Source organism: Bradyrhizobium sp. JR3.5 (assembly GCF_054057015.1).
Window position 1 is genome coordinate 1,143,351 of record NZ_JBSRYV010000001.1, and the last position, 23,222, is coordinate 1,166,572.

Annotated in this window: 17 protein-coding genes, 1 tRNA gene and 1 pseudogene; 6 read left to right on the top strand and 13 right to left on the bottom strand. The window is 59.4% G+C overall.

The features are described from left to right. Nucleotides 1-5 precede the first annotated feature (5 nt). Nucleotides 6-392 carry a YciI family protein gene (locus tag ACVWW1_RS05720; RefSeq protein WP_176530530.1) on the bottom strand — a complete coding sequence of 129 codons (387 nt, stop codon included), beginning with the start codon at nt 390-392 and terminating at the stop codon, nt 6-8. Between the two features lie 492 nt (nt 393-884). Between ACVWW1_RS05720 and ACVWW1_RS05725 the strand changes: the two genes are divergently transcribed. Further along, nucleotides 885-958, top strand: a tRNA-Gly gene (locus tag ACVWW1_RS05725). Between the two features lie 72 nt (nt 959-1,030). Here the strand turns inward: ACVWW1_RS05725 and ACVWW1_RS05730 are convergent. Further along, a complete protein-coding gene (locus ACVWW1_RS05730; RefSeq protein WP_456655144.1) occupies nt 1,031-2,275 on the bottom strand; it encodes a hypothetical protein in 1,245 nt (414 codons plus the stop codon). A gap of 679 nt (nt 2,276-2,954) precedes the next feature. On the opposite strand from ACVWW1_RS05730, the pseudogene ACVWW1_RS05735 reads away from it, so the two are divergent. From ACVWW1_RS05735 to ACVWW1_RS05755, 5 genes and pseudogenes are all read left to right on the top strand, one after another. Beyond that, nucleotides 2,955-3,476, top strand: a pseudogene (locus ACVWW1_RS05735) (type IV secretory system conjugative DNA transfer family protein); the annotation flags it as partial. Between the two features lie 117 nt (nt 3,477-3,593). Continuing rightward, on the top strand, nt 3,594-3,941 hold the full coding sequence (locus tag ACVWW1_RS05740) for a hypothetical protein (RefSeq protein ID WP_456655145.1): 348 nt from the start codon (nt 3,594-3,596) through the stop codon (nt 3,939-3,941). Continuing rightward, on the top strand, nt 3,938-4,375 hold the full coding sequence (locus tag ACVWW1_RS05745; protein WP_456655146.1) for a hypothetical protein: 438 nt from the start codon (nt 3,938-3,940) through the stop codon (nt 4,373-4,375). Before ACVWW1_RS05740 ends, ACVWW1_RS05745 begins: the two co-directional genes overlap by 4 nt. A 219-nt stretch (nt 4,376-4,594) precedes the next feature. Further along, nucleotides 4,595-4,978 carry a DUF7736 domain-containing protein gene (locus ACVWW1_RS05750; protein WP_456655147.1) on the top strand — a complete coding sequence of 128 codons (384 nt, stop codon included), beginning with the start codon at nt 4,595-4,597 and terminating at the stop codon, nt 4,976-4,978. A gap of 1,495 nt (nt 4,979-6,473) precedes the next feature. After that, entirely contained in the window at nt 6,474-7,202 is a 729-nt protein-coding gene (locus tag ACVWW1_RS05755) for a M91 family zinc metallopeptidase (RefSeq protein ID WP_456655148.1), read from the top strand. A 616-nt stretch (nt 7,203-7,818) separates the two neighbouring features. Here the strand turns inward: ACVWW1_RS05755 and ACVWW1_RS05760 are convergent. From ACVWW1_RS05760 to ACVWW1_RS05810, 11 genes are all read right to left on the bottom strand, one after another. Then, nucleotides 7,819-9,201 (bottom strand): hypothetical protein, encoded by a 1,383-nt coding sequence (locus ACVWW1_RS05760; RefSeq protein WP_456655149.1) that lies wholly within the window; start codon nt 9,199-9,201, stop codon nt 7,819-7,821. Between the two features lie 39 nt (nt 9,202-9,240). Continuing rightward, nucleotides 9,241-10,119, bottom strand: coding sequence for a hypothetical protein (locus ACVWW1_RS05765; protein WP_456655150.1), 879 nt, complete (start codon nt 10,117-10,119; stop codon nt 9,241-9,243). 524 nt (nt 10,120-10,643) lie between these two features. After that, entirely contained in the window at nt 10,644-12,542 is a 1,899-nt protein-coding gene (locus tag ACVWW1_RS05770) for a methyltransferase regulatory domain-containing protein (protein ID WP_456655151.1), read from the bottom strand. 5 nt (nt 12,543-12,547) lie between these two features. Beyond that, on the bottom strand, nt 12,548-15,184 hold the full coding sequence (gene tssH / locus ACVWW1_RS05775) for a type VI secretion system ATPase TssH (RefSeq protein ID WP_456655152.1): 2,637 nt from the start codon (nt 15,182-15,184) through the stop codon (nt 12,548-12,550). Nucleotides 15,185-15,283: 99 nt separating this feature from the next. Continuing rightward, complete coding sequence (gene tssG, locus ACVWW1_RS05780; protein WP_456656626.1) at nt 15,284-16,348, bottom strand: type VI secretion system baseplate subunit TssG; 1,065 nt, start codon at nt 16,346-16,348, stop codon at nt 15,284-15,286. Further along, complete coding sequence (gene tssF, locus ACVWW1_RS05785; protein ID WP_456655153.1) at nt 16,312-18,279, bottom strand: type VI secretion system baseplate subunit TssF; 1,968 nt, start codon at nt 18,277-18,279, stop codon at nt 16,312-16,314. The genes tssG and tssF overlap by 37 nt, the downstream gene beginning before the upstream one ends. Before the next feature lies 1 nt (nt 18,280). Then, complete coding sequence (tssE, locus tag ACVWW1_RS05790) at nt 18,281-18,829, bottom strand: type VI secretion system baseplate subunit TssE (RefSeq protein ID WP_456655154.1); 549 nt, start codon at nt 18,827-18,829, stop codon at nt 18,281-18,283. A gap of 67 nt (nt 18,830-18,896) precedes the next feature. Then, nucleotides 18,897-19,382 (bottom strand): Hcp family type VI secretion system effector, encoded by a 486-nt coding sequence (locus tag ACVWW1_RS05795; protein WP_163153143.1) that lies wholly within the window; start codon nt 19,380-19,382, stop codon nt 18,897-18,899. A 52-nt stretch (nt 19,383-19,434) separates the two neighbouring features. After that, nucleotides 19,435-20,937: a type VI secretion system contractile sheath large subunit gene (tssC, locus tag ACVWW1_RS05800; RefSeq protein ID WP_429020778.1), complete on the bottom strand. Its 1,503-nt coding sequence runs from the start codon at nt 20,935-20,937 to the stop codon at nt 19,435-19,437. A 17-nt stretch (nt 20,938-20,954) separates the two neighbouring features. Further along, complete coding sequence (tssB, locus tag ACVWW1_RS05805; RefSeq protein ID WP_456655155.1) at nt 20,955-21,482, bottom strand: type VI secretion system contractile sheath small subunit; 528 nt, start codon at nt 21,480-21,482, stop codon at nt 20,955-20,957. Between the two features lie 123 nt (nt 21,483-21,605). Next, nucleotides 21,606-22,919, bottom strand: a complete 1,314-nt coding sequence (locus tag ACVWW1_RS05810) for a type VI secretion system protein TssA (RefSeq protein ID WP_456655156.1) — start codon at nt 22,917-22,919, stop codon at nt 21,606-21,608. Nucleotides 22,920-23,222: the final 303 nt, after the last annotated feature.

The window sequence follows — 23,222 nt, forward strand, 5'->3', positions numbered from 1 at the left end:
CAACTTTATGCGTCGCTCGGGCCCGCGGTCTCCGGAAACGGCGCGCCGGGGATGTAGAGCTTCAGCGCGCGGATCTCGTAGACCGCCGACGGGTTGACGCTGCGCAGGTCGCGTGCCGCGGCGATCGCTTCTGCTTCATCGGCGCAATCGATCACGTAGAAGCCCAGCAACTGCTCCTTGGTCTCCGAGAACGGGCCGTCGATCACGATGCCGTGGCCGGGCCCGCGCAGGGTGCTGGCGTTGCGGGTCTCGCCGAGCCGTGCAGCCGGGCCGAGCCGCCCCTTCAACCGTTGATGGACCTCGCGCAGACCTGCCATGACGGCTGCGTCCTCATCGGCGCTCCACGACTTGACCTCGGCTTCGACGTGATAGGCCAGGATGGCATAAAGCATCTCGTGAGCTCCTCATTTCTGTTGCGGCAGGCCCAAGGACGGCCCTGAGCCAGCCACGCCGACATTTCATGTGTAGCGGACCGGCCGGTTTTTGTGCTGCGATAAGGTATTCCGCCGGCGGCATGGCGGCGGCGAATCCCGCGGCCTGGACAGGCAAAAAAGGCGCGGCGGAATCGCTTCCGCCGCGCCCCCGGATTTGTTGTCTCGCTGGTCAGGGCTGAGAGCGCCCCGATGCCAGGCTGATTACTCAGAGCCTAGCGGGCGATCCCAGCGAGGTGACAGCGCTTGAGACAAGACACTAGATCACCTCCTTTCTTTGTTGATGGGACCAGCAATATAGGTGGCGAATCTGCCGCTGTTAAGACCGCCGTCCGTCCCATCCGGGCCAGGAACCGGCCGCATTGCGCGAACATATTCTCGTTTACCGGCGCACAAGGACGCCCGCCGAGGCAGTTGAGACGGCCGTCCGGCCGTGTTAGGTGATCGCTCGATGCGGGTGTAGCTCAATGGTAGAGCAGCAGCCTTCCAAGCTGAATACGAGGGTTCGATTCCCTTCACCCGCTCCAATGTTTTCAATCACTTATCGGATTTCTTGATTTCCATTCCGACAAGACGGCTGAATCCATTCCGACAAATGTTCACTTTCTGGCCGTCTGCTTGCGCCGCTTGATGCGCTTCATCTGTGCGTCCTGCTTGGCCTCGTCGTCATGATGAAGGTAGTGCGCCATCGCTTTGGTCGATGACCATTGGCCCTTCTTCATCAGTTGCGTTTCAGTGAGGCCGGATGTGCTCGCTTCCGTCGTGCCGCCATGCCGGCCGAACGACGTGAACGTGAGCTCAGGACGCAAGCCCGCGCCCAGAATGATCTTCTTCGAAATGCGCTCGACCTGAGTCAGCATTTCGCCCTTGCCGCTCCACGGCAAACTACTACCATCTCGGCGCAGCATCAGGCCGCCCGTCGGCCGCAATGCTTTCATGGCGTCAAGCTCTGCCATTAGCAGGGGATAGAGCGGCTTACCCTTGTTATCGAAGAGCGGCTCCCATGAGCCCGTGCTCGTCTTGTAGTTGATGACATAGAGGTGGTTCGGGCGGCTTTCCGGCCGATAGTGCTCCGCCATGAATCGGATGAAGATATGAGCCTTGCGCTGCAGCCATTCCCAACCGATCAGGACACCCGTTGCCAACGACGGATAGCCCAACTCGATCGCTTTCGCACGGAACGCTGCAAGCTCGTCAAAATTAGCATGGGGTGTTTCGCGCGAGGTCGACTGCAGGCCCATCCTCTCAAATGGGTTCTTCGCCGGAAACAGATGGGGGTGTGCCCTTGAGATCGTGTTCCATGCGCCGCGAGCGGTCTTCATCGCGTGGTTCACGGTCGTGCGGCGTTCAACCTTCTCGCCGTCGACATCTTTGTAGAGCAGCTTCCCGAACAGATCGTCCGCAAACGCCGTATCGATGCTCGAAACGCGCCGCGTGCCCAGGCGCCTTCCGTCCTTCAATAGGTATTCGCAGATCATCTTGATGCCGGTTTCATGCACGCGACATTGACCCGGGCTCAAGGGCTGCAAACGCTTCGCTGTTTTCTGTTTCCACGTTCGACGATACTCGTGAAACATCCAGTCCAGCGTTCCGATCACTACTCCAATGCCCACGGGATTTGCATAATCGCCACCCGTCAGCCAGCTGTCGAACGCAGGCAGCAAGATCTTCTCGGCGCGCTGCACAGCCAACTGGTAATCGGTGCCGAGCGGTTCGTTCTTGACTGGACAACCTTTTTTACGTGCCCACGTTGGCACGTCAAAAAAATACGCGAGGCTCCCTTTCTGAAGGCGTTTTCGCCTTGTGTAGCGAGGCAGCGGCAGCGCCGAGCGTCCCATCCTCATCACAGCAAACTCCTGGACACCTCCGGATCGTCCTCAGGGTCTATTGGAATCGATCTTTCTTCCCGTATCAACACGGAAATGCGTCCGTCAGGCCAAATCTCGACGCGCGCGACTTTGCCACCACTGGCGAGGACACCTCTAACAGCGCGCTTAATGTCTGCTTCAGTAAATCGGACTCTCGACATCCAAGGCGGTGGGTACGGAAGCGAAGGCGCAGTTGGTAGTTCATTCAATCATGACCCGCAGTGGTTGCTCCACTGAAAGTAGAAGAAGCTTGGTGCGTGGTGAAGCACCTGAAGGGTTTTAGACTCGAAGTAAGGAAGATCGATCAAAGGAAAGGCTAACGATCATATTTCGTTGAGATAGTAAAAGCGGTGAAGTGAAGTTGGACCTCGTCGCTGTTGTATGGCTGAAGGTAGCTTAAACTTCCCCAATGATGGATTGGAGCGAGAGTTTAAGGTTTTCAGTTGGTTAGAGGGCTGCGTGTGCGCGACGTGTGCACCGGGAGATCAAGAAAAGTCCTGTCACAGGTAGCGTGAGTGGTGGATGGACACGGCCTGAATTTCCGAGGGCAGGAAGTGGGCGAGTGTTTACGGGCAGTTTCAGTTGCTCGAAGTCGAATGATCGAAGATAGTGGGTTTGACTCCCACTCTCTCCGCCATTTCTACGCCACAGCTCCGCGCTCGGACGGCTCGACTTCTTCGAAAGCGCGTTCGCGTTCATGGCCGGCTATGGAATCCGCGCCTATCTGATCGCGCAGTCGCTCAACCAGATCGCAAAGGCGTATGGCGAGAACAACGCGATCCTGGACAATTGCCACGTCCGCATTGCCTTCGCCGCCAACGACGAGCGCACCGCCAAACGAATCTCGGACGCGCTGGGGACCGCGACCGAGCTGCGGGCCCAGCGCAACTATGCCGGTCATCGGCTGGCTCCCTGGCTTAGCCATGTGATGGTCAGCCGTCAGGAGACTGCGCGTCCTTTGCTGACGCCCGGCGAAGTGATGCAGTTTCCGCCTGATCAGGCCATCGTCCTGGTCTCCGGCCTTGCGCCGGTCCGGGCGATGAAGCTGCGGCACTACGAAGACGCAAACTTCGTCAGCCGCCTGCGTAAGCCGCCGTCCTTGACGGGCGACGCATATGCCGACCGGCCGGCCGCACGCCCTGACAATTGGATGGGGTCGGTGCGCTCATCCGCCCGGGTCGCGTGTTCCGCGACGCATATTTGGCAGCAAGAACAGTGGGAACTAAGTCGGCATGATGAATTAGGGTAAGTCGAACTCTCGCCCGTAGCAACGTTTCCGCGTGAATCGCAGCCGATGCTGAAGGTCTACATCGACGATAGCAATGTGGGGGTTGAGCCGGTCTACGTGCTAGCCGGCTGGGTGGCGAACGAAGAGACATGGGCCAGCTTCGAGAAGGAATGGTCAGCCGCGCTGGGGATGTCGCCGCGCCTGACCTACTTCAAGGAAACCGAGGCGAATGGGCGCTCGGGCGAGTTTGCGGGTTGGAGCGACCAGTCCTTCGCGGATAGACTGCATCTGCTTGTGAGGATAATCGCCGACCACAACCTGTTCGGCCTGATTTCGGCGGTGCCGACGAAGCTTTATTTCGAGGTGTTCGGCAAGAACCCCGACAGGTTCTCGCGTACCCCTATTTCTTTATGATTCATGACCTGGTTTCGCGCATGGGCTTCTGGCTTGAGAAGACTGGCTACAAGGGGAAGGTTCAATTCATCTTCGACGAACAGAAGGGCCAAGAGGAAGCGGTAAGCGCCTCGTGGCCTCGGCTTCTCAAGTCTGCGCCGCCCAATGTGAGGCCTCTTCTGAGCGACTATCCGATATTCAGAAGCGACAAGACGACCATGGCGCTTCAAGCGGCCGATTTCTGTGCCGGGCATCTCCACCGCGACCTACGCGGGAAGATGGTTTCTGGTTCCACTGGAAGCGTTGTTCACCCACCGAGAACACCGGATAACATTCCTACCTTGGATGATACGAACAGGGGATGCGATGTCTTCGCCGCATTCGACGGGCCATCGATCTTGTTCCGGCGGCGCGATGGAGATGGGCCGATCCGCATCGACAAGAAGGCGTCTTGAGCGGGGCGCTTCGCGAGTGGTAGACTTTGCCAGTCGTGAACAGGCAACGCATCCTTGGCAAGAAGATGAAGCCAATTCGGCCCGGGAAATGCCGCAAGAGCATGGGCGGAATCTGCTCAAGAAAGGTCGTTATCGAGCGCAACATGGTCCAGACTCGGTGTTCGATCGGCCGGCATGGATCTACAGCGTTATGCATCACGATAAGCATGGAGAGATTTGATGACCGAGACACGCGATTTCCCGACTATCGTCATCGCTTCATTGTCGACCGGCGTGCTGCTCTGCAAGTTCGAGGAGATGCATGACGCGGCTGAGTTCTTGATGGGACATCCGATCTGCACCCATCATTTCGGCAGCCGGGATATCTGGAAGGAGATGCAGCGCACGGTCCTCGAGCAGTGTCCCGGCATCCCAACTGATGCCGCCCCCGGGATCGATGCCACCAACTATCTTGGGTTCGTCGTGAAGCTCGAGGCTGAAATCGGCAAGGCGGTCAAAATCAGAAAAGGCGACGGTCTCACCGCGATGCTTCCGACCGATGGCATTCCGGAGCGCCTGAACGGCCGCACAATAATAGTCGAAGTGCCCTCACAGCGTTCGTAAGACAAACATGTCTATAAGTGACGGCCACAGTTTGACCGCCCCCGATAGCTTGGCAGTTGGTTCGGTGTCTTTATCTCATCCAGAAGCGCACTAACGGCCCGCCATCATTTGGCCTGCCATGCCAAGCACCCCTCTGGAGGAGAGCCTGAGCGATCTTAGTGGTCAGCGGGTCGATCGTTCCCCCATATGTCCTCCGACTGCACCATAAAACCCACAATGCAGCTGCCAAGCTGGAATGGGAAGCGCACTTGCGTAAAAGATCGCACAAGCCCTTTGTCGCCCGCGACTTCCATCCGTGCAAGGCAACGCGATGGCCATGTCGAGACAAGGGAGCGCTCGCCGGGCCTCCGCTTGCGCAAATTGCTGCGGTGCCGGGCAGCATAGCGCAACGAGTTTCATTGGCGCGCCCTCGTCAACGGTTCTGCGCTTTCCTCCTCGATGAACCGCTCTGCAAACTCTGATCGCTGACGCGGCTCGCGTCGCAGGTCAAACCGAGGCCAAAGTTGTCGCGGAATTAGCGAGATCTCTCAATCGGCTTGCCGTTCTTCAACATGCCCGATCCTATCGTTAAGCTCGTGATTGATGCGCATTCAGGCCCGTCGCTTTGCCGGTTCGGGCAGCCTCGACCGCACGCTGCTCTGTACCAATTCGCCATCGAGCTCAGAACCGGTGACTCCTACTAGAGTTTGATTCCTTCCATCGATTTTCTCAGCTCGTCGGCTGATTGTTTGGCGAGAGCACCGCCTTGCACGCTGACCCACGTCTCTGGCCACGCCTTCTTTATTCTTGATATCGTGTGCCCGCCTAGCTTTGGGGGTGGGACCGTACCGCTGCTGTCGATGACTAATGTCCCTATGAAGACGTCATCGTTGCTATGTGCGCAATTCGAAAGTCCAATGCAATGGACGAGTTCGTGCACAAGGATATGGAGGCGCATTGCTTGGCCAGCTTCAGCGCGGCCGATTTTCGGAGTCGCAGGCACTCGCAGCTTCACTGAACTCATCGAGGGGCCACTGCGCGAGTCGACGACGGTCTGTACGGCGCTGCCGTGGAGGCCGGAACCCGGATACGTTTCGGCCACGATCGGGCTGCCAGCTGCACCGTCAGCCTTTCTGAACGCAAGATAGACGCCGTTCTGCTTGAGAAGCTCGTTAATCGTCGTGATCGCTGTATCGAGATCATTGACCCAAACGCTTGGGGTGAAGCTTGGCCCAGGGAATATCTTTAATTCTCCCGCGCGCCGGACCCGTTCGGGCCAAGGCGTTATCTCCGGTTCTGTACATGCCACGATGCGGGCCCCCGTAGAAGGTCGATACAAGGTCCTTGAGGTATATGTCTCGCCCTTGCTCAAATTGGTTCAACCCGACGTCGAACCGCGTCGCTACGTATCACGGTCGTGTGTTCGTGTGCGGAGGAACCGTTCTTATCTGCTTTGCGACTACTCAGCGTAGCTCGGTGGGCATCGCGTTGTCGAAAGCATAATATGGGGAGCCTCATGGCCGACGATGTTGATCTTACGGAGCTGGATTACGATTTCTTTGGTTTTACCTTTCAGCAGAACGAGCAGTACAAAAAGTTCAACAAATATATCGCGAAGCATGCATCGCCACTCGATGCTTCGATGTTGCAGTGGGATCTAGGCGATCCCGTGGTTGATGAAGGACTGCCGAACGGCATTCTCATAGCCTTCCGAAGCATGGGATCGTGGATGGTGGTGAACCATGAGACTGCCGACAGCCATGCCGGCAAATTCGATTCGCTGGAGCAGAAATACTTGGCGGCCAAGAACAGCTACAGGCGTCAGATTGTCGGTCTCCTGAAACAAATACAAAGCCTCCCGACCGGCCGGGCCCTGCTTGACGAATTCGGCACCAGCAAACCATCGTTCGCGAGAATTCGCCCATATAACCTGGATGACGCCAACGCACTGACGGTGGCCGACGACCTTGATCAACAGCAATACATTATTGCCCGCGGTGCCCGCCTAAGTGCCGATCCAAAGAAAAAGGACCTGTTCAAAGTCGTCGGGAAAGGCGGAGGCGCAAATCGTGATGTCCTGTTTTCGCCCGAGAAAGCAGAGCTTCTTCGAAAGAAATTCAAGAAGGCTCACCATGGCCACGCCCCCGCGATTGCAACCGACGAGGTGCTGTACCACGAACTCGTTCGCGCCTCACGAATGATAGCCGGCGTGATGAACTTTGCCTCAGCAGACCATTGGTACTAGGATTCTGAAGAGTATCTCGCAGTCATTTTGACGATTATACGTGTCCGACAAAGGCGGGCCCCCACTTTTCAGAGCGTTCTATGGTCGACCGAAGGCCCCTATAAAGGCAAGGATCCTGCGCCCGATGATGCGTTGTGGGAAGCGGCTGTCTTCCTTGATAATCCGCAGAACACATCTCCATCGCCTGTGCAGCTAATCGAGCGGTTCAGGCTCAGCCAGCCCGACCTGTACTGAAGGCTCGCCCATCTGCCACCCATGGGCGGGTTGGTAAGGAAGTACAATTGGATTTACGGGTACGACCAAATCCGGATCAAAGGACGGACGCGGCCGCGCATGCCGATGGTCGGTCGACCGTGAAAAAATCTCTCATCGAAGCCGCAATGTCACGGCGCTCCGGGCCACCACGTTGACGGCGAGTTCATGGCCGAGCGATCCCGGCAAGACTGATTCCAACATGAACGGGCCATTGGCTCGTCACGCGGGCTGGAAGCCGTCGACCAAGGCTGCCGATCAGCAGGTCTGACGCCGCGCTACGCGGCGAATCCGATGTCACCTGTAGAGGCCTGGACGATTGAGGGAATCGTCTCGGTAGATGGCGAATGCCAGCGAGCGCCGCTTACGCCTTGGCAGCAACGTAGCCGTAATAATTCATCAGAAAATCCGCAAGGGGCAGGGGCTTTAGAGCCCCGCCCTTGCTCGGGTGCGGGATCGCGTAGTCTCCCTTGCCCCAGGTGAAGATCGTTGTCGTCACGTTTCCGTTCGACACTTGAACCTTGTCGCGCAAGACGACCCAGTGCCGCGTGAGCACGGAGCCTTCGTCAGACTGGTCGTCATATTCGATCATGTTGGCGCTTATGAATAGGCATACGCGGTATCCGCCGGCGAGCAGGGCGTTGGCTTCCATGACGTTGTCGATGCCCTTGCTAAATTTCAGATTGGTCTCCTCGCGCACGTCCTGATATCCAGCCTTGCGGAACCATTGCTCCATTTCGCTCGGTACGGTGATTCCAGCGACATCGCTTATTCTGCCGGTGTCGTCAAAATCGAGGAACCAATTTTCGGAGTCGCGGATGGAGGCGCATGTCAGCCAATCAACGTGGTCCAGCGAGTAGGGCGGCGTGTAGTTCTTCACGTCCTTTCCAGGCTTGATCAGCAGGCGGCCGAGGCTCGCTTGCCCCTTTTGATACAGGTCGATGGCGAACCGCGCATACTGCCCCGGCTTGTCGGATGCGTAGCTGAACATCAGCGCGGACGGTCCGCATAGGCTTGCCTGATCCTGATCGATGAGGCTCGGCTTCGCAATGCGCCTGAGAATGCCTATCCCGACGCGGTGCGGGTCGAGCTTCGGAAAGAACGTCGTCCTCGTGTTCTTCAGGAAATCGCAGACCATCTCCGCGGCGAGCTTCTTTTGATCCGAATTGAGGTCGTACGGACCAACCCCGAGCCACTTCTTCTTTTCGTCGCCGACGAAGAGCGTGATGAGCTTTTTTGAAGTCGGCGAGAGCGTTCTGGAGGTGCTCGCAATGGTCATCAGGTCGTCCAGCTCGAATGCAGTGACCGTGCCGTCCGCGACGGTCGCCCTGATGATGTCAACTACTTCCGCGTAATCTAGCTTTGAATCGTCGATCAAACCCTTGCGAAGCGCTGCATCGACGGATGGGGTCGTGATTCCATCCCATTGACCTTTTGGAGAGGGAGGCTTGGCGGCCGCCTTCGTCGAGAGGTCAACGAGCCTACTGAAAGTTGGCCCGCCAGGCCGAATATAGCCGTCAGGCGTGCCCGGGAAGTTCTTTTGCTGGAAATACAGAATTGAGGTGTAGAGGCTGTCGCTGGCATGACCTGTCACGACCACTTGCGGCTTGAGCGTGGTCTCCGCACCCCCGTCGGAAATGGCGATCTTGTTGAGCAGCGAGATGACCAGCTCCTGGTCTTGCTTCCAGTTCTGGCAGCTGCGACCCGTCGCCGCAAACCGACCGACCTTGTCTTTCAACTGCGGCATATCGCCTCCCAGATCCGAACCGCAGATCTACGGTCCGCGTCAGCGCGAGCCTCTCGGCTTGGAGCCGAGCAAATCGTGCGTCCCACTGACGCTCAACGTTCCCGAGCACTCGAAGCCCCCGAAAATTCCGCAGGAACCGGTGACGGTGACGCGCAGGTCCTTGCGCTGATACAGGTCGACCGATATGCCAAATCGCGAAAAGTCATTGGCGCTGTTCGGCAGGATCAGGTCGATGTGATCGATCGCCCAGCGCGGCAAATTGGGGTTGCTCTTCCAGAACAGCTCATTGACGGCGTGATGGCCGAAATTCGGTCCGACCGTGAGGGCGCCGTCCGCTCCCTCGAACACGAAGCCCGTCTCGTCGATGTGGACGTTGACGCGGTCGGGCGCTACCGCGAAATGTAGCGATGTGATGTCTTGCGGCTGCGGGTCCTTGCCGAACTGCGCACTGTAGTCGTCGCTCCATTGCCCTCGGCCGCGCCCAAGCCCGAAGCCGTGCCGGCCCGGAAGGTCTCGCGTCGAGAGCGGTCGGTCGGACAGCTTTGGGCGCCAGATTTCCCGAAATCCCTTGCCGATCGTGGCTGCCATCGACAGATCGAGCGCCCAGTGCGACGGTTTCTCCGGGCTTTTCCCTTCGGCGAAGGCGTCGAATCCATCCGACGTCTTGGCAATCCGAAGCACCTTGATCAGATCTTCCCAATCCTTTGGCAGGAACGTGACGCCGTCGAGCGTGTTCGTCGCGGCCGCTACGCCGTACTTCTCCAATTGACGTCGGATATAGGCCTTTTCGTCGTAGAGGCGGACATTGGGATTCGGCCCCGCGAAATATTTCGACAGATCGATCTGTGGCCGAAGCATGGTTAGCCGGGCGGCGATCTTCCGGTAGGTGTCGGTCGTGGTCGGGTCGGTGGTCGTCACGGGCCGTCCTCAGAGCCAAAGCCTGTCTCCGATTGGTCTGGCCCGAACGCGGTCGGGTTCAACTGAACCTCCCGAGCGGAGAGGCCGACCACTATTCGTGGAGCAGTGACAAGGACGATCCGATGTCGCTTCGGAGCAGGGTGCTAGATGTGCTGAACGGCCCGGCGGTCGCGCGCATGCGCTTCCGGTTTCCGATCCGTGGTAGCCACGTGACGATTGCACCGCAAACTTTCCATCACGTCGCACGCGCGATCCGGTTGGGACAGGTCAGTGTCAGGGTTCCGACGGACCTCGCGGTAGGTGTTGCGGCGCAATATAACGATGTCGCGCGAACGCGAGCGGACGGTACCGTCGTCGCGGCGAATACTCTGGAGGTGGTGTCGGCAACGGGGCGGATGGACGAAGCCTATATCGTCCATGAGGCCTTGCATGCGGCTTACGATCTGCTGCGCACCGGCCTTGACGCCAATGCGGAGGAGTCGTCCGCCTATGTCTGTACTGCGCTTTATTGCCGCATGACAGGTCTACCGCGACCCCGCTGGGCGAACGGCCCGATCTACGCCAATGCCGCCGAGGTCGCCCGAACGCTGCTGTCGCAATATCAGAAGGGTGATCCCGGCATTCCGTGGGTCGGCGAACATGAATGGCGGATGCTGCGCGCCGGTGTGGGCCTTAATTCGGTCTATGCTAGCGGACCTGGCGGCATTCTCACCGGATGGCTCCTCGGCCAACAGTACACCCACGACGGCTGATGGGACGGGACCGCGTCCGCTCCACAAACCAGCGGCCCTGCTCGCTGCCGCGAGTTCCTTACTGAGGTAGACGTCGTTGAGCGTCAGGCCACCAGCAAACCCAGTTTTCCAACCGTCCGCCAGCGAACGGTCAACGCTGTCTCGGGTCGAGAGCTGCAATGGCTCGGCGGCCTGCCCGGCCTCATCCACTTGTTTGACCTGGATGGTTGGTCCGAAGAGTTCAGTCATTTCGGCCGTAATTTGCTCGATCGTCCGAGAGCCGTCGAGTAACTGCAGGAAGTGACGCGTCCTGTCGTCCTCCAATTGCACCGTCTGGTGGAGCAGATTGGTGACCAGCGGGCCGGTCTGCGCCTGTTTGCGGGCGAGCAGGCTCGCATGGGGCCGATCCGTGACTTCTGTCACGAGAAAGGGCGGTGATTTCAGAAAGGAGACCTCTCCGCTGCGAGCCAGGATATAGAGCGCTTCCGTCAATTTCCGTTGGTCGTCGCCTGTTTGCCGGCCCACCAGCAGCGCTCGGGCGCGATGTAGCAGCTCGGTGAACGAGAGTGCGCGCGGCCAGGCCCGGCCAAGACAAAGATGTGCAGCCTTCAGGAGCGGATCGGTCACCGTGATTCGGCTCCCGTCCTGATTTTCAAACTCCATCTCGGAATCGTCGGTCAAGCAGGCGTCGGGTCGACGTGGGCTGGAGGTGCTTAGCAGATAGAACCTGGTGACGAAGTCGAGATCCACCCGGCGGTCAAGAGAGATGTCCTCGTGGCAGAGCAACGTACGCCGAAAGCCGTTGCCGTCAATGAAGTCCTGATACTGATCGCGCGCCATGAACTCGCTTTCGGGAAAGCGCTGCAGCGTGGCGCGGACCTCTTCGGTGTAACCGGCAAGATTGCGACGCGAGAAATCGGCGTCGCTCAGATATTGTAGGCCGTGTCGGCCGGCATCTTCGACGACTTCGTGCAAAAGGAAGGCTGTCGCGCCCTGATCGAGATCGTCGTGAAAAAGCAATTCGTCCGGAGCATTGAGGACGCGGTTGCACTGATCGCGCATGACCGCACCGTGCACTGAGCTGGACTTCGATCCTTCGCTGATAAATTTCACGATGGCGCGAGCTTGTCCAACTTTCTCTTTCATCCCGGTGATGCTCCGGGTGTGGTAGCGCATCATGTCGCGGACCATATCGCGAAGATGCGAGAACGGGTGCGCGTTATAGCTGACGTAGCAGAGCCCCTGTGGTTCCAAATTCTGCTTGAAGATAGCCATCATCTTCTCACGAACGATCGGCGCTACCCATGAATACACGCCATGAGCGATGATGTAGTCAAACTGTCCGAAGGCAGCGTCGACATCCATGATGTCGCAATGCAAAAGCTCGATATTGCTCAAGCCCAATGTGGTGATGTTTCGCCGCCCACGCTCGATCGTCACACCGCTCAGGTCAATCCCGATGAATTCGCTGTCCGGATATTGGAATGCCATCGGCAACAGATTGCCGCCAACGCCGCAGCCGAGCTCCAGAACCCGGCAGCGCTCGACTGGAGCCGGCCGCATGCCGTAGACGGCCGCGATCGTTGCTAGATGGTTCGGGTGAGTGAGCCCGTAGACATGCCCGGGATAATACACCTCGTCATATGGTGTGGCACCGGTGGGCGGCTGGCGGTGCTCGGTCTGGATGTTCATCGCAGTCAGTTCCACGAGTAGACAAACTTGTCGTTCACGATCGAGACGCGCGTCTGCTTGACTTCTTCCTTGGCGAGAGACTTCCTGAGAAATTCACGCGACAGTTCGGGCAACAGAGTGTTGGTGATGATGTTATCGATCATCCGTCCGCCGGAGTCCGGATCGTTGCAACGGGATACGATGTGCTCAACGACCGCATCGTCATAGCCGAAGGCGGCCTTGTGACTGTCGCGGAGGCGCTGTCCGATCCGGTCGAGCTGCAATCTGACGATTCCCGCAAGCATCTCGTCTGAAAGCGGAAAGTAGGGGATCGAGACAATGCGCCCAAGCAACGCGGCAGGGAATACCTTCAGTAACTCTGGCCGTAGCAGCCTGGCGAGCTCTTCCGGCTCGTTGCGATACTTGGGATCGCGCGCCAGTCCCATGATCAAATCAGTGCCGACGTTCGTGGTCAGAATTATCAGTGTGTTCTTGAAGTCGATTCGCCGGCCGTTGCCGTCCTCCATGACCCCCTTGTCGAACACCTGGAAGAAGATCTCATGGACGTCGGGATGGGCCTTCTCCACTTCGTCGAGCAGGATAACGCTGTAGGGCTTGCGGCGGACCGCTTCGGTGAGCCGACCGCCTTCACCATAGCCGACATAACCCGGAGGCGCGCCTTTCAAAGTCGAGACCGTGTGCGCTTCCTGGAACTCCGACATGTTGATCGTGATCATGTTCTGCTCGCCGCCATAAAGGGTTTCGGCAAGCGCGAGGGCGGTTTCTGTCTTGCCCACGCCGGACGGTCCGGCCAGCATGAAAACGCCAATCGGCTTGGACGGGTTGTCCAACTTGGCGCGGCTCGTCTCGATTCGTTTCGCAATCATCGTCAGCCCGTGGGACTGGCCGACCACGCGGCGATTGAGAATTTCTGGTAGCTTCAGGACCGTCTCGATTTCGTCACGCATCATTCTGCCGGTCGGAATGCCGGTCCAGTCAGACACGACAGAGGCGACCGACTGCTGGTCGACATGAGCATAGATCATCCGCTTTTCTGGATTGATGCCCTCCAGTGTCTCGAACTTGCCGCGCAACTCCACGCGTTTCGCTGCTTGATCTTCGTCTCCGTTCTCGGAGAGGATCTCGCGAATGCTGCGAATGTCCTTGACGAGTTCCTGTTCCCTGGCCCAGTCGGCCTCAAGGCCAGTCAGCTTTTCCTTCAGCGCAGCTATGTCGCCGTCGACCTCGGCAATGCGCTCGCTGTTCTCGTCCCCGAGGTCACCATCGTTGACCAGCACTGATCGTTCGGCCTCGCGAGCCGCGATAGCGACGCGAGCGTCCTCGATCAGGGCCGGCGTCGCGCTCTGGCTGATGGCTACCCGCGCCGAGGCTGTGTCCAACAGGCTGACCGCCTTGTCCGGCAGCTGTCGAGATGGAATGTAGCGATGCGACAGGTTGACCGCGGTCACGATCGCGGCGTCCGAAATGCGAACGCCATGATGCTTCTCCATCGGGCCGAGGAGGCCGCGCAGCATGATGCAGCAGGTCTCGACATCCGGCTCATCGACCTGGATCGGCTGGAAGCGTCGTGTGAGTGCGGGGTCCTTCTCGATGTACTGGCGATACTCCGCCCAGGTGGTGGCAGCGATCGTACGCAGCGTGCCGCGGGCGAGTGGAGGTTTAAGCAGATTGGCCGCGTCACCGGTGCCGGCCGCGCCACCAGCCCCGATCAGCGTGTGAGCTTCGTCGATGAACAGAATGATGGGGGTAGGGGAATTCTGTACCTCGTCGATCACCGAGCGCAGGCGCTGCTCGAACTCGCCCTTCATCGAGGCGCCGGCCTGCATCAGGCCGATGTCGAGCGCGCAGAGCCTGACGTTGCGCAGTGGCGGCGGCACTTCGCCAGCGGCAATGCGCTGCGCAAATCCCTCGACTACGGCGGTCTTGCCGACGCCAGCTTCGCCGGTGAGAATTGGATTGTTTTGCCGCCGGCGCATCAACACGTCGATCAATTGGCGGATTTCGTCGTCTCGACCGAGGATCGGGTCCATCTGGCCCGACTTGGCTTTGGCGGTGAGATCTTGGGAGAACCGGTCGAGCGGTGTTGTTCCCTTGGGACTTGCCCGGTCCGCGCCGTCAGTGCCGGCACCGGCCAAGCCGGAGCCGTCCATCGGACGCATGGTCTCTTCCTCAGAGCCTGCCCATACGGCGCGGTGCTCCGCGGCCAATGCGTCTGCGTTTATCTTGGCGAATTCCGGCGAGATGTTGTTGAGCGCACGACGGATCTCATTCGATTTCAGTCCGGCGACCAGGAGATGGCCGGTGCGGATCTGAGTCTCGCCGAAGAACAGCGTGGCGTAGTGCCAGCCACGGTCGAGAATATCGATGACCGAATTGGCGACCCCCGGCATGTCGGTCTCGTTCTTGCGGAAGCCGTTTATGACGCCTGCGAGGTCCGATAGCAGCCGCGCGCGGTCGAGCTTGTAGTGATCCACCGATAGGCTGAGGTCGGTCCGCTCCTGTTGCAGAATGTGAAACAACCAGTGTGCAAGCTCGATGTTGCGGTTGCTGGCGCTTTTGGCGTGGCGCAGGGCCTGTATGAAGGCATCGTAGCCAGCGCGATTCAGCTTTCCAGTCACGGCCTCGAGGCTGATGTCGGTCACGGTGGGGCCTCCTGCTCAATTCCCCCCGGGCGATGTCCCGCCATCGTGGAAATTAGCGCGAATTCCATGATGTTAGGACAATTGGACCGGTGCATTGGTTCAAATCGGCGGGGCATCTGTCGCGGCGCTTCGCCGGGCTCTCAGACGCTCGGCAAGGTGAAAGCGAGCATCGCGGCGATATTCCTCGGTCGAGGCCCAGTTCGGCGAAACCCAGCTGGTCCACCCAAGGCGCCCGCTCTGTCCAAGCTTCATCGGGACGACTGCTCCCGCCGGAATGGCGAGTTCCACCTCCCACTCGAGTTCGTCGCCGATATAGAAGTACACGGCGTCAGCCAGGGGCTCGGACAGGTTAGGCACTTCAGTGGGCAGGAACTGCTCGTATTGAGCGAAATCCTTCACGAAAACGCGAACCCTGATCTTGTCTTCGACACTGAACACCCGCGAGCCCAGAAGCGCGTCGTGGCCGAGCCTGGCGTGCGCCGCGCCGAGGCGGCTGCAATGGCTCGCCTCGAACGGGAGCCAGGTGCCGACAAATTCGTCGATCTCGACCCTGACGTCGAACAGCCCCTGCAGTAGCCGGGCCAGTCGTGACGCGGATTTCGCCCTTGGTGAGATCAGTCCAGCGAAGCTGAGCTTCGCCATGTCTGGTATCGTGTCTCGATTAGCAAAGATATCAGAGCCAAGGCCGGCAAAGGAGCCGACATAGGCGATGAAGCGGTCATCCGATGGCCTGTCATGCTGCGCGATCGGCCGTGCGTCCGCCCAGGCACGAAAGAACAATTGCAGAAAGCGTCCATTGAGAAGGTCGAGAAAGCGCGGAAAGGCGTCGTCTCGCATCAACTGCCAGCCGACGCTCTCGTCTGTGGTGGCCAGAGGCAGTGCGCCTTGGGGCCCGAGCAGACCGAGGAATTTGACCAGGATTCTGAGCCTGCCATCGCGGTCGTCGACTGAGCTCAGATTGGACGCGGGAAATTCCAGATAGGGAGATTGACCAAGGTCAACAAATTCCTCGCGCCGCGCGGCACTGTCGCCGATCCTCGGCCGATCCGGGTTGGATCGCTCTAGCTGGCGTAGCGTCTGGAAGAAATCGAACCGCCAGGGCTCGGCCTTCATCTGGTCGATCAGCATTACAGCGGCCTCCTTGTGCCCATGCGGGCCGGCCAGCGCATGATCTCGCCGCGTTCCGAAGTCGATATGACCGTTTGGGTGAAGGTGTTGAAGCCCGAATAGTCGGCGAAGAAGCGTTCCAGCACAGCCCCGAGCAGGAACACGCCACTGCCTTCGAATGCCTTCTCGTCGAGTGTGACGGTGATCTCCAGGCCGCGCGCTGCGCCACTGCCGGTACGCTCACGCACCCGCCGCACCACGGGCCTGCTCTCGACGCTGCGCACACCGCGAATCTTTCGTTCCGTAGCGTCGTCGAACTGGTCGGCGAACAATGACAGCATCTCCCGCAGTGCTCCCGCGTTCTTGCCGCCGCTGCGTTCTACGAGGCCGAGATAGTTCAAACTCAGCATGTTGATCAGGCGCCAACTGACAACACCGCTATTGGCGATTTCGCTGCGACTGCGCAACTGCGCCACCACCGGCTCGCGTGGCCTGGTGGGCCCTGCTATGCACATCAGCTCGAGCGAGGTGTCATCCAGCAGGCGAAAGTCGGCTCCGCCTTGGCCGACCGGCAGATGTTCCGTGAGATGCCGGTTGGAGCACAACGCCCGGACGCTCAGTTCGGCGGCGGATCCGTCGCCGCTCAGGTCGCGGGGCTCGAGCAGCGAAAGGAACATGTCCGTCCCGGTGTAGTCGGAGGCCGTGCCATATGTCTTTTCCTCGACGGTGCGGCGCCGTGGTAGCCGACGAACTGTAAAATAAAGTCCCTCGATCGATGCGGCCGTGCGGTCGACTGCGGCGGAGTACAGCGGACGCACGTGCCGCTTGTCTTTTTCTGCGGGAAAGTGCGCGTAAACCTCCAGCACCTGGTGCGGCTCGTATTCGAGATAGCGGCTTCGGTCGGGCACCACGTGGTATTCGTGCGTATTTGATTTGACCGGGATGCGATCAGTGGTCTTCTCGAACAGGTTGATTGCCGGGGCAGTGTAGAGACTGAAAGTCTCTGCTCGGACGGAGGCCGCAAGCCGTGAGTTGTGCTCATCGAACGCGAAGACGATATCGATTGACTTGCCGCGCAGCCGCGGCATCACAGCGCGAAGTCCCGTCAGATTGATGCCAAGGAACTTGCGCGGAAACACGAAATACTCCCGCAACAGCTCCGAGCCGCGAAAGACCCGGTTATCGTTAGGAAACAGGGATTCGTTCTCGCCGAAGCCGACTTGTTGCACACAGTCGTTCGGGGCCCGGATGACGACCGGATCGCCGAAATCGTCGAGATAGCGAAAGTAGACATTGATGCAGTTCGAAGTCAGCTGTTCGTAGAGTGCGATAGCGTCGGATTCGGCGCCGGTCAGATAGATGGGCAATTCGCTGGTGCGGCAACCCGCGAACCAGGTTTCCGGCTTGTTGCGAGCCTCCGCGTCTGCCGGCTCTTCGTCGAGCCGCGCGGCGGTCCGGTGAGTCAGGGAAAGCCTGAGCCCCGCAATGACCTCTCCGCCGACCGGAATCCCGAGGGCCTGCAATGCGCCCGCAGTGGCAAAATATTCGGCGCCGGTGACGTCGAAGGGCCAAAGCACTATATCGCGGCACAGCCGGAATCGGCAGGCGAGGCTCCGTTCCCTTTCGCGATAGCTCGCATCGAAGTAGGCGCCCCGGCCGATTTTCCTGCCGTCGCGCAATGCCGGATCGGCATAGGTTGGCTGTGCCTTGACCAGCATGGCAGACGGAGTTGGCGCGAGATAGTTCGGAACCAGCTGTTCAAGCAAGTTTGCCGTGAACTCCGGGAATTCGTGCTTGAGCTTAAGCTGAACGCGAGCAGCAAGGAATGCGGCGCCTTCGAGCAAGCCCGAAATCATCGGATCTGAGCGATCGCGGATCAGCCCCCCGAGGCGCTCCGCGATACCAGGATATTCCTTGGCAAAGTCTTCCGCATGCTCGTACAGCAGAGACAGTTCACGGTTGTAAAAATCGAGGAACTCGCGGTTCATGCTATAGTCGATTGATCTGGATGTCGCCGCTGTCGAGGTCGACGTCCGCGACGAATTCCACGGGCACGTTGAGCGGCTCGCACTTCAGGTCGGACTGCACGACAAAGCGCAGCTTGAGCTGTTCGGGGCTTACGGAGGTGTCGCGCCGCACCCGGATGGACTTGCGATCGAGTCGTGGCTCATACGTCGTAAGCGACATGCGCAGGGCGTCGCTGAGCTCTTCGTCCGTGACCTCGTCGACCGAACGGTTTGCGATGTCGGGGAAACCATAGTTCAAAATCGAGGTGCGGACGCAGCCGCGGCCGGTCAGGTCGAGCGTCGATTCGAGGGCAATGGTATTGAGGAGCGTTTCGACGTCATGCGAAACCTCCCGCCTTAGCAGCGTCTCCGAGATCGGGAAACGACCAGTGCTGCGCCGTCCCGCTATGACCCGCTCACCGAACTGATCGCGCAGTTCGAGTGGCTTGCGCGCATCACGCGCGTCATAAGCCGCACGAAAGGCCAGCATCAATGGTGGAGAGAGCCGGTCCTTCTTTGGCGTAACAGTCATTGACGATCTCCGTACCGCCGACGCCGATTGCCATTCTCGGCAGCCGGCGCCAGACAGGAAGCTACGATCATGCCCATTCCTTGTTGGCCGGAACGTCCCAGCCGAAGGTCGGCGATGCGCCGGCGCCGCCCTTTTCCGTCTGGGTCTTGTAGGTCATCTTCACCTTCGCGAAGTTCAAGCTCACATTTTCGGTGAGACGATCTTCGCCATGCGATCCGCCGGTCGATACGCTGGAGACCAGGACGTGCTTCATCTCGATCTTGAGATACTCCAGCGGATTTTCACCGGCCTTGCGGACAGTCAGGATCGCGGTGTCGATGTGCTTGCCGTTGGCGCAGACCTTGAAGAGTTCAGGCGTCGCCTTGTCGACGAAGTGCGTGAAGTGGAGATCCTGAACGTTGACCTTGCCGGCGCCACCGCCTGACCCGCTGTGGAAGGTGCCGCTTTGGCTCTCGCCAAAGGACCAGCTCAAAATGTCGATCTCGTCCTTGTGCTTGTCGTCAAGCGACTCGCCCTTGATCGGATCGAGTTTCAAAAAGATATCGACAGCCATACTATAGCCCTTTCAAAAAACCTGGATGAGTGACGGTTGCGATAACGCGGCGTCAGGAGCTCGGGCCTGGCAGGCGCGAAACAAGGCTGAGGCCGACGTCCATCGCTTCCAATTGAAAGTGTGGACGGAGAAAGAAGCGCGCGTTGTAGTATCCCGGGTTCTCCTCGTTTGCTATGACCTCGACTTTCGCAGCGGCCAGCGGCTTGCGCGCTTTCTGCGCCTCTGACGATAAGGCCGGATTGGCATCAACGTACTCGTTGATCCAGGTCTGCAGCCAGACCGTCAGCTCATCCTTTTCCTTCATGGACCCGATCTTGTCGCGAACCATGCATTTCAGGTAGTGCGCAAAGCGGGACACTGCGAACATGTAAGGCAGACGTGACGACAGGTTGTCGGATGCGGTTGCGTCCACACCCTTCTCGCCGAAGTATTTCTTCGGCTTGTAGAGCGACTGGGCACCGATGAAGGCGGCCTTGTCGGTGTTCTTGCGATGGATCAGCGGGATAAGGCCCGCCTTTGCAAGCTCGTGCTCGCGGCGATCGCTGATGGCGATCTCGGTGGGGCATTTCAGGTCGACGCCACCGTCGTCGGTCGGGAATGTGTGCGTCGGCAGGTTGATGACCTCGCCGCCCGACTGCACACCGCGGATGCGCGTGCACCAGCCGAACTCCTTGAAGGCGCGGTTGATGTTGACTGCCATCGCATAGGCGGCGTTAATCCAGCCGTATTTGTCACCGGTGTGTCCGTCCGTCTCCTCTTCGAAGGCGAATTCTTCCACGGGCTCCGATTTGGCGCCGTAGGGGAGGCGGCCCAGCGCACGCGGCATGCAAAGGCCGAGATAGCGCGAGTCGTCCTGGTCGCGCAGTCCCTTCCATGCGGCATATTCCGGCGTGTCGAACACCTTGCCGATGTCACGAGGGTTGGACAGTTCGGTCCACGAGTCCATTCCCATCAGCGTAGGCTCGGCCCCGCTGAAGAAGGGGGCATGGGCGGCGCCCGCGATCTTGCTGAGATCACGGAGCAACTGTACGTCGGTGGGCAGGTGGCTGAAGTAATAGTCGCCGATCAGGCAGCCGAATGGCTCGCCGCCCAGCTGGCCAAATTCGTACTCGTAGATCTGCTTAAACAGCGGGCTCTGATCCCAGCGGGCATCGGGATAAAGCCGCAGGTTCCGGTACAGCTCGGTCTTGGAGACGTTCATCACTCGGATCTTGAGGTTCGCGTCGGTCTCGGAATTGAAAACGAGATAGTGGAGGCCGCGCCAGGCGCTCTCGATCGCCTGGAATTCGGGTGTGTGCAGGATCTCGTTCATCTGCGCGGTCAGCTTCTGATCGATCCGCGCGATCATCTCCTCGATGGTGTCGAGCACGTCCGACTTGATGACGCTGGTGTCCTTGAGCGCCTCTTGAACCAGCGTCGACACCGCGTTCTCGACTTCGGTCGCCGCACGTTCGGTGCGCGGTTTGAAGCTTTGCTTCAGTAGGGCAGCAAACTCGTCAGCCTCAACGGTCCCGACTTGGGTGGTCGTCTCTTTATGGGTAGCTTCTTTTGCCATGGTCCCCATTCCTTCGCTTAGCTGTTGGTATCGGCTTCGGTGGACTGGCTGGTCGCGCGCTCGCGCAGCGCGGCCATCAGTTGAGGATCAGCAAGGAGTTTCTTCAGCTGGTCCTCGGCGCCCACCTTGCCATCCATGTAGCGCAGCAGGTTGGCGAGCTGTTCGCGCGCTTCGAGCAGCTTGGCTGTCGCCGGCACTTGACGGGCGACCGCCACCGGCGTGAAGTCCGACATTTTATTGAAGCGCAGGTTGACGGAGATCTTTTCGTCAGACCCATCGTTGAGACGATTGGCGACACGTGTCGTCACGCCGGGCTGGATCGCCGCCATGCGGTTGTCGAAATTGTCCATGTCGAACTCGAGGAACTTGCGCTCCTCGACCTTCGCCTTCTCGACGCCGGGGTTGTTGCCCGAAAGATCGGACAGGACGCCCATGACAAACGGCAGTTCGATTAGCCGCTCGGCGTCGTACGGATCTTCGTAAGTGATGTGCACGCGCGGTGCGCGGTTTCGGCGAATGAATTTTTGACCGCTGTCGGTTGCCATTGGGTTGCCCTCTTCACAAAATCTGTGCGGAAGCCGACTTGCGCGACGCAGGCTGGGGAAGTGCCTCGGTCCTTCGTCAGCGGAGCTTCCTTCTCTCTTAGTCCCGTCGAATCGAAGGCGGGTTCAATTCGATTTGTCGATCGCCTTCAGAGCGCCCTCAGGCAGGACGTCACTCAGCAGGCTGAGGAAATCTCGTTGTGCGAGTTCGCGCGCTCGATCGACCAGGAACGGGATCGGGCTGGATGGCTCCGCGGCGCGGAAGAAAGCAGCAACTTTGGTCAGTAAATCCAACGCCTGCGCTCTGTTTTCTGCTGAAATAACAGCATCTTGAGCGCTATTTTCGGCCGTGGATGGGAGCGATGTGGCGAATTCCGCCATGCGCTCGATCGGCAGGTCGAAAACTTTGTCGCGACCAATATTGATGGCGGCACTTTCGACGTGGGCGGGCATCAGCATCCGCATCACCTCGATAAACGATTTGCCGACCATGCCCTGCGCCTGCCGCACCAGCAAGAGCGCCGGGCTCGACGGTTCCTTTCGCGCGAAATAGTCGGCAGCCGCCGCCAGCGCAGCGGATGCCTGTCCCGGTGAGGTCACGGCGCCGGCCGTTTCAATGGGAAGCTGCTGGTCGTTTTGAGCAGTTTCGTCCCGGGATGGGGCAAGTGCGGCTGGATCGCGTGCGGTGACGAGAGCCGCGAGCCAGTTGGCCATGCCGTTCGCGACAACCGCAAGCCTGTCGAGGCTGATGGGTTGCCCCGAGTTCAACTTTTCGCGCCAAACCGATTTGATGTCGGCAATCTCGGCCGCGACCGCGGAACAGCGGGCGCTCACCGCTTTGAGGGTGTCGAGATCGGTCTCGCCGACAATGCGCTCGATGGTTCCGAGATCGGGCATGTCGACGTCGGCGTCAGCGGCGGGAATTTCGCCCTTGGCAATCTGATAGGCACGGTAGTTGAGGCTGCCGTGCCTGCGATTTTCGATCAGGGGAAGGAATTGGAGCGGGTTGATCACCGTCGGAAACACGTCGATCGCCTCGACGGTGACGGCGCGAAAAGCATAGTCGCCGTCCTCGCCCCTCGGGTGAACCGCTTCCCATTGTTCACGAAGCAGCAGGGTGGTCGCCTTCAGGCAGCTGAGAAAGCCGTCAAGATCGCGGTTCAGGATGGCGAACTTGGCGAGCAGCATGGTCAGGCGCAGATCGCGAGTGCGTGCCAAGAGCGGCTGCGCAGCGGCGAACTGGCCGGCAATGTCGATGGCCTTTGGGTCGAAGCGTCCGCGCTCTCCGTTGGCGTTGACGACCTCGAAATACGACATCGGAAGCAGTGATTCCGCAGCTGCGAAGAAGTTCAGGTACTGGACATCCCCGGCCGCATCCAGGTCTGGCCCGCAGGGATCGTCCGGGGCTATGGGTTGGGTCAGGGATGTGACATCGAGCATGCAAAGATGGTCCGTCGGCGGGGCCCTGGCCCCTATTGCCAAGTCCGTCACAAGTGACGGATCAGGCAGGGGATCATGATCCGATTGTCTGTTAGGTCAGCTTAACGATGGCCTTGGTTCATTCCCGGCGGCCACGACCGTTTCGCGTGAACCAACAAGCTCTTGGAGCCGACTACATGAGTGCCAGGATAGTTCCATCGGGCGCGTACTTTGGCGCGCCAAGAGAGGACACCGGGCGGATTTGTCGGTCATCCTACCGATGGCTGGCTCGGATTTCAGTTGTTTCGTGCTTGACGACCTGAT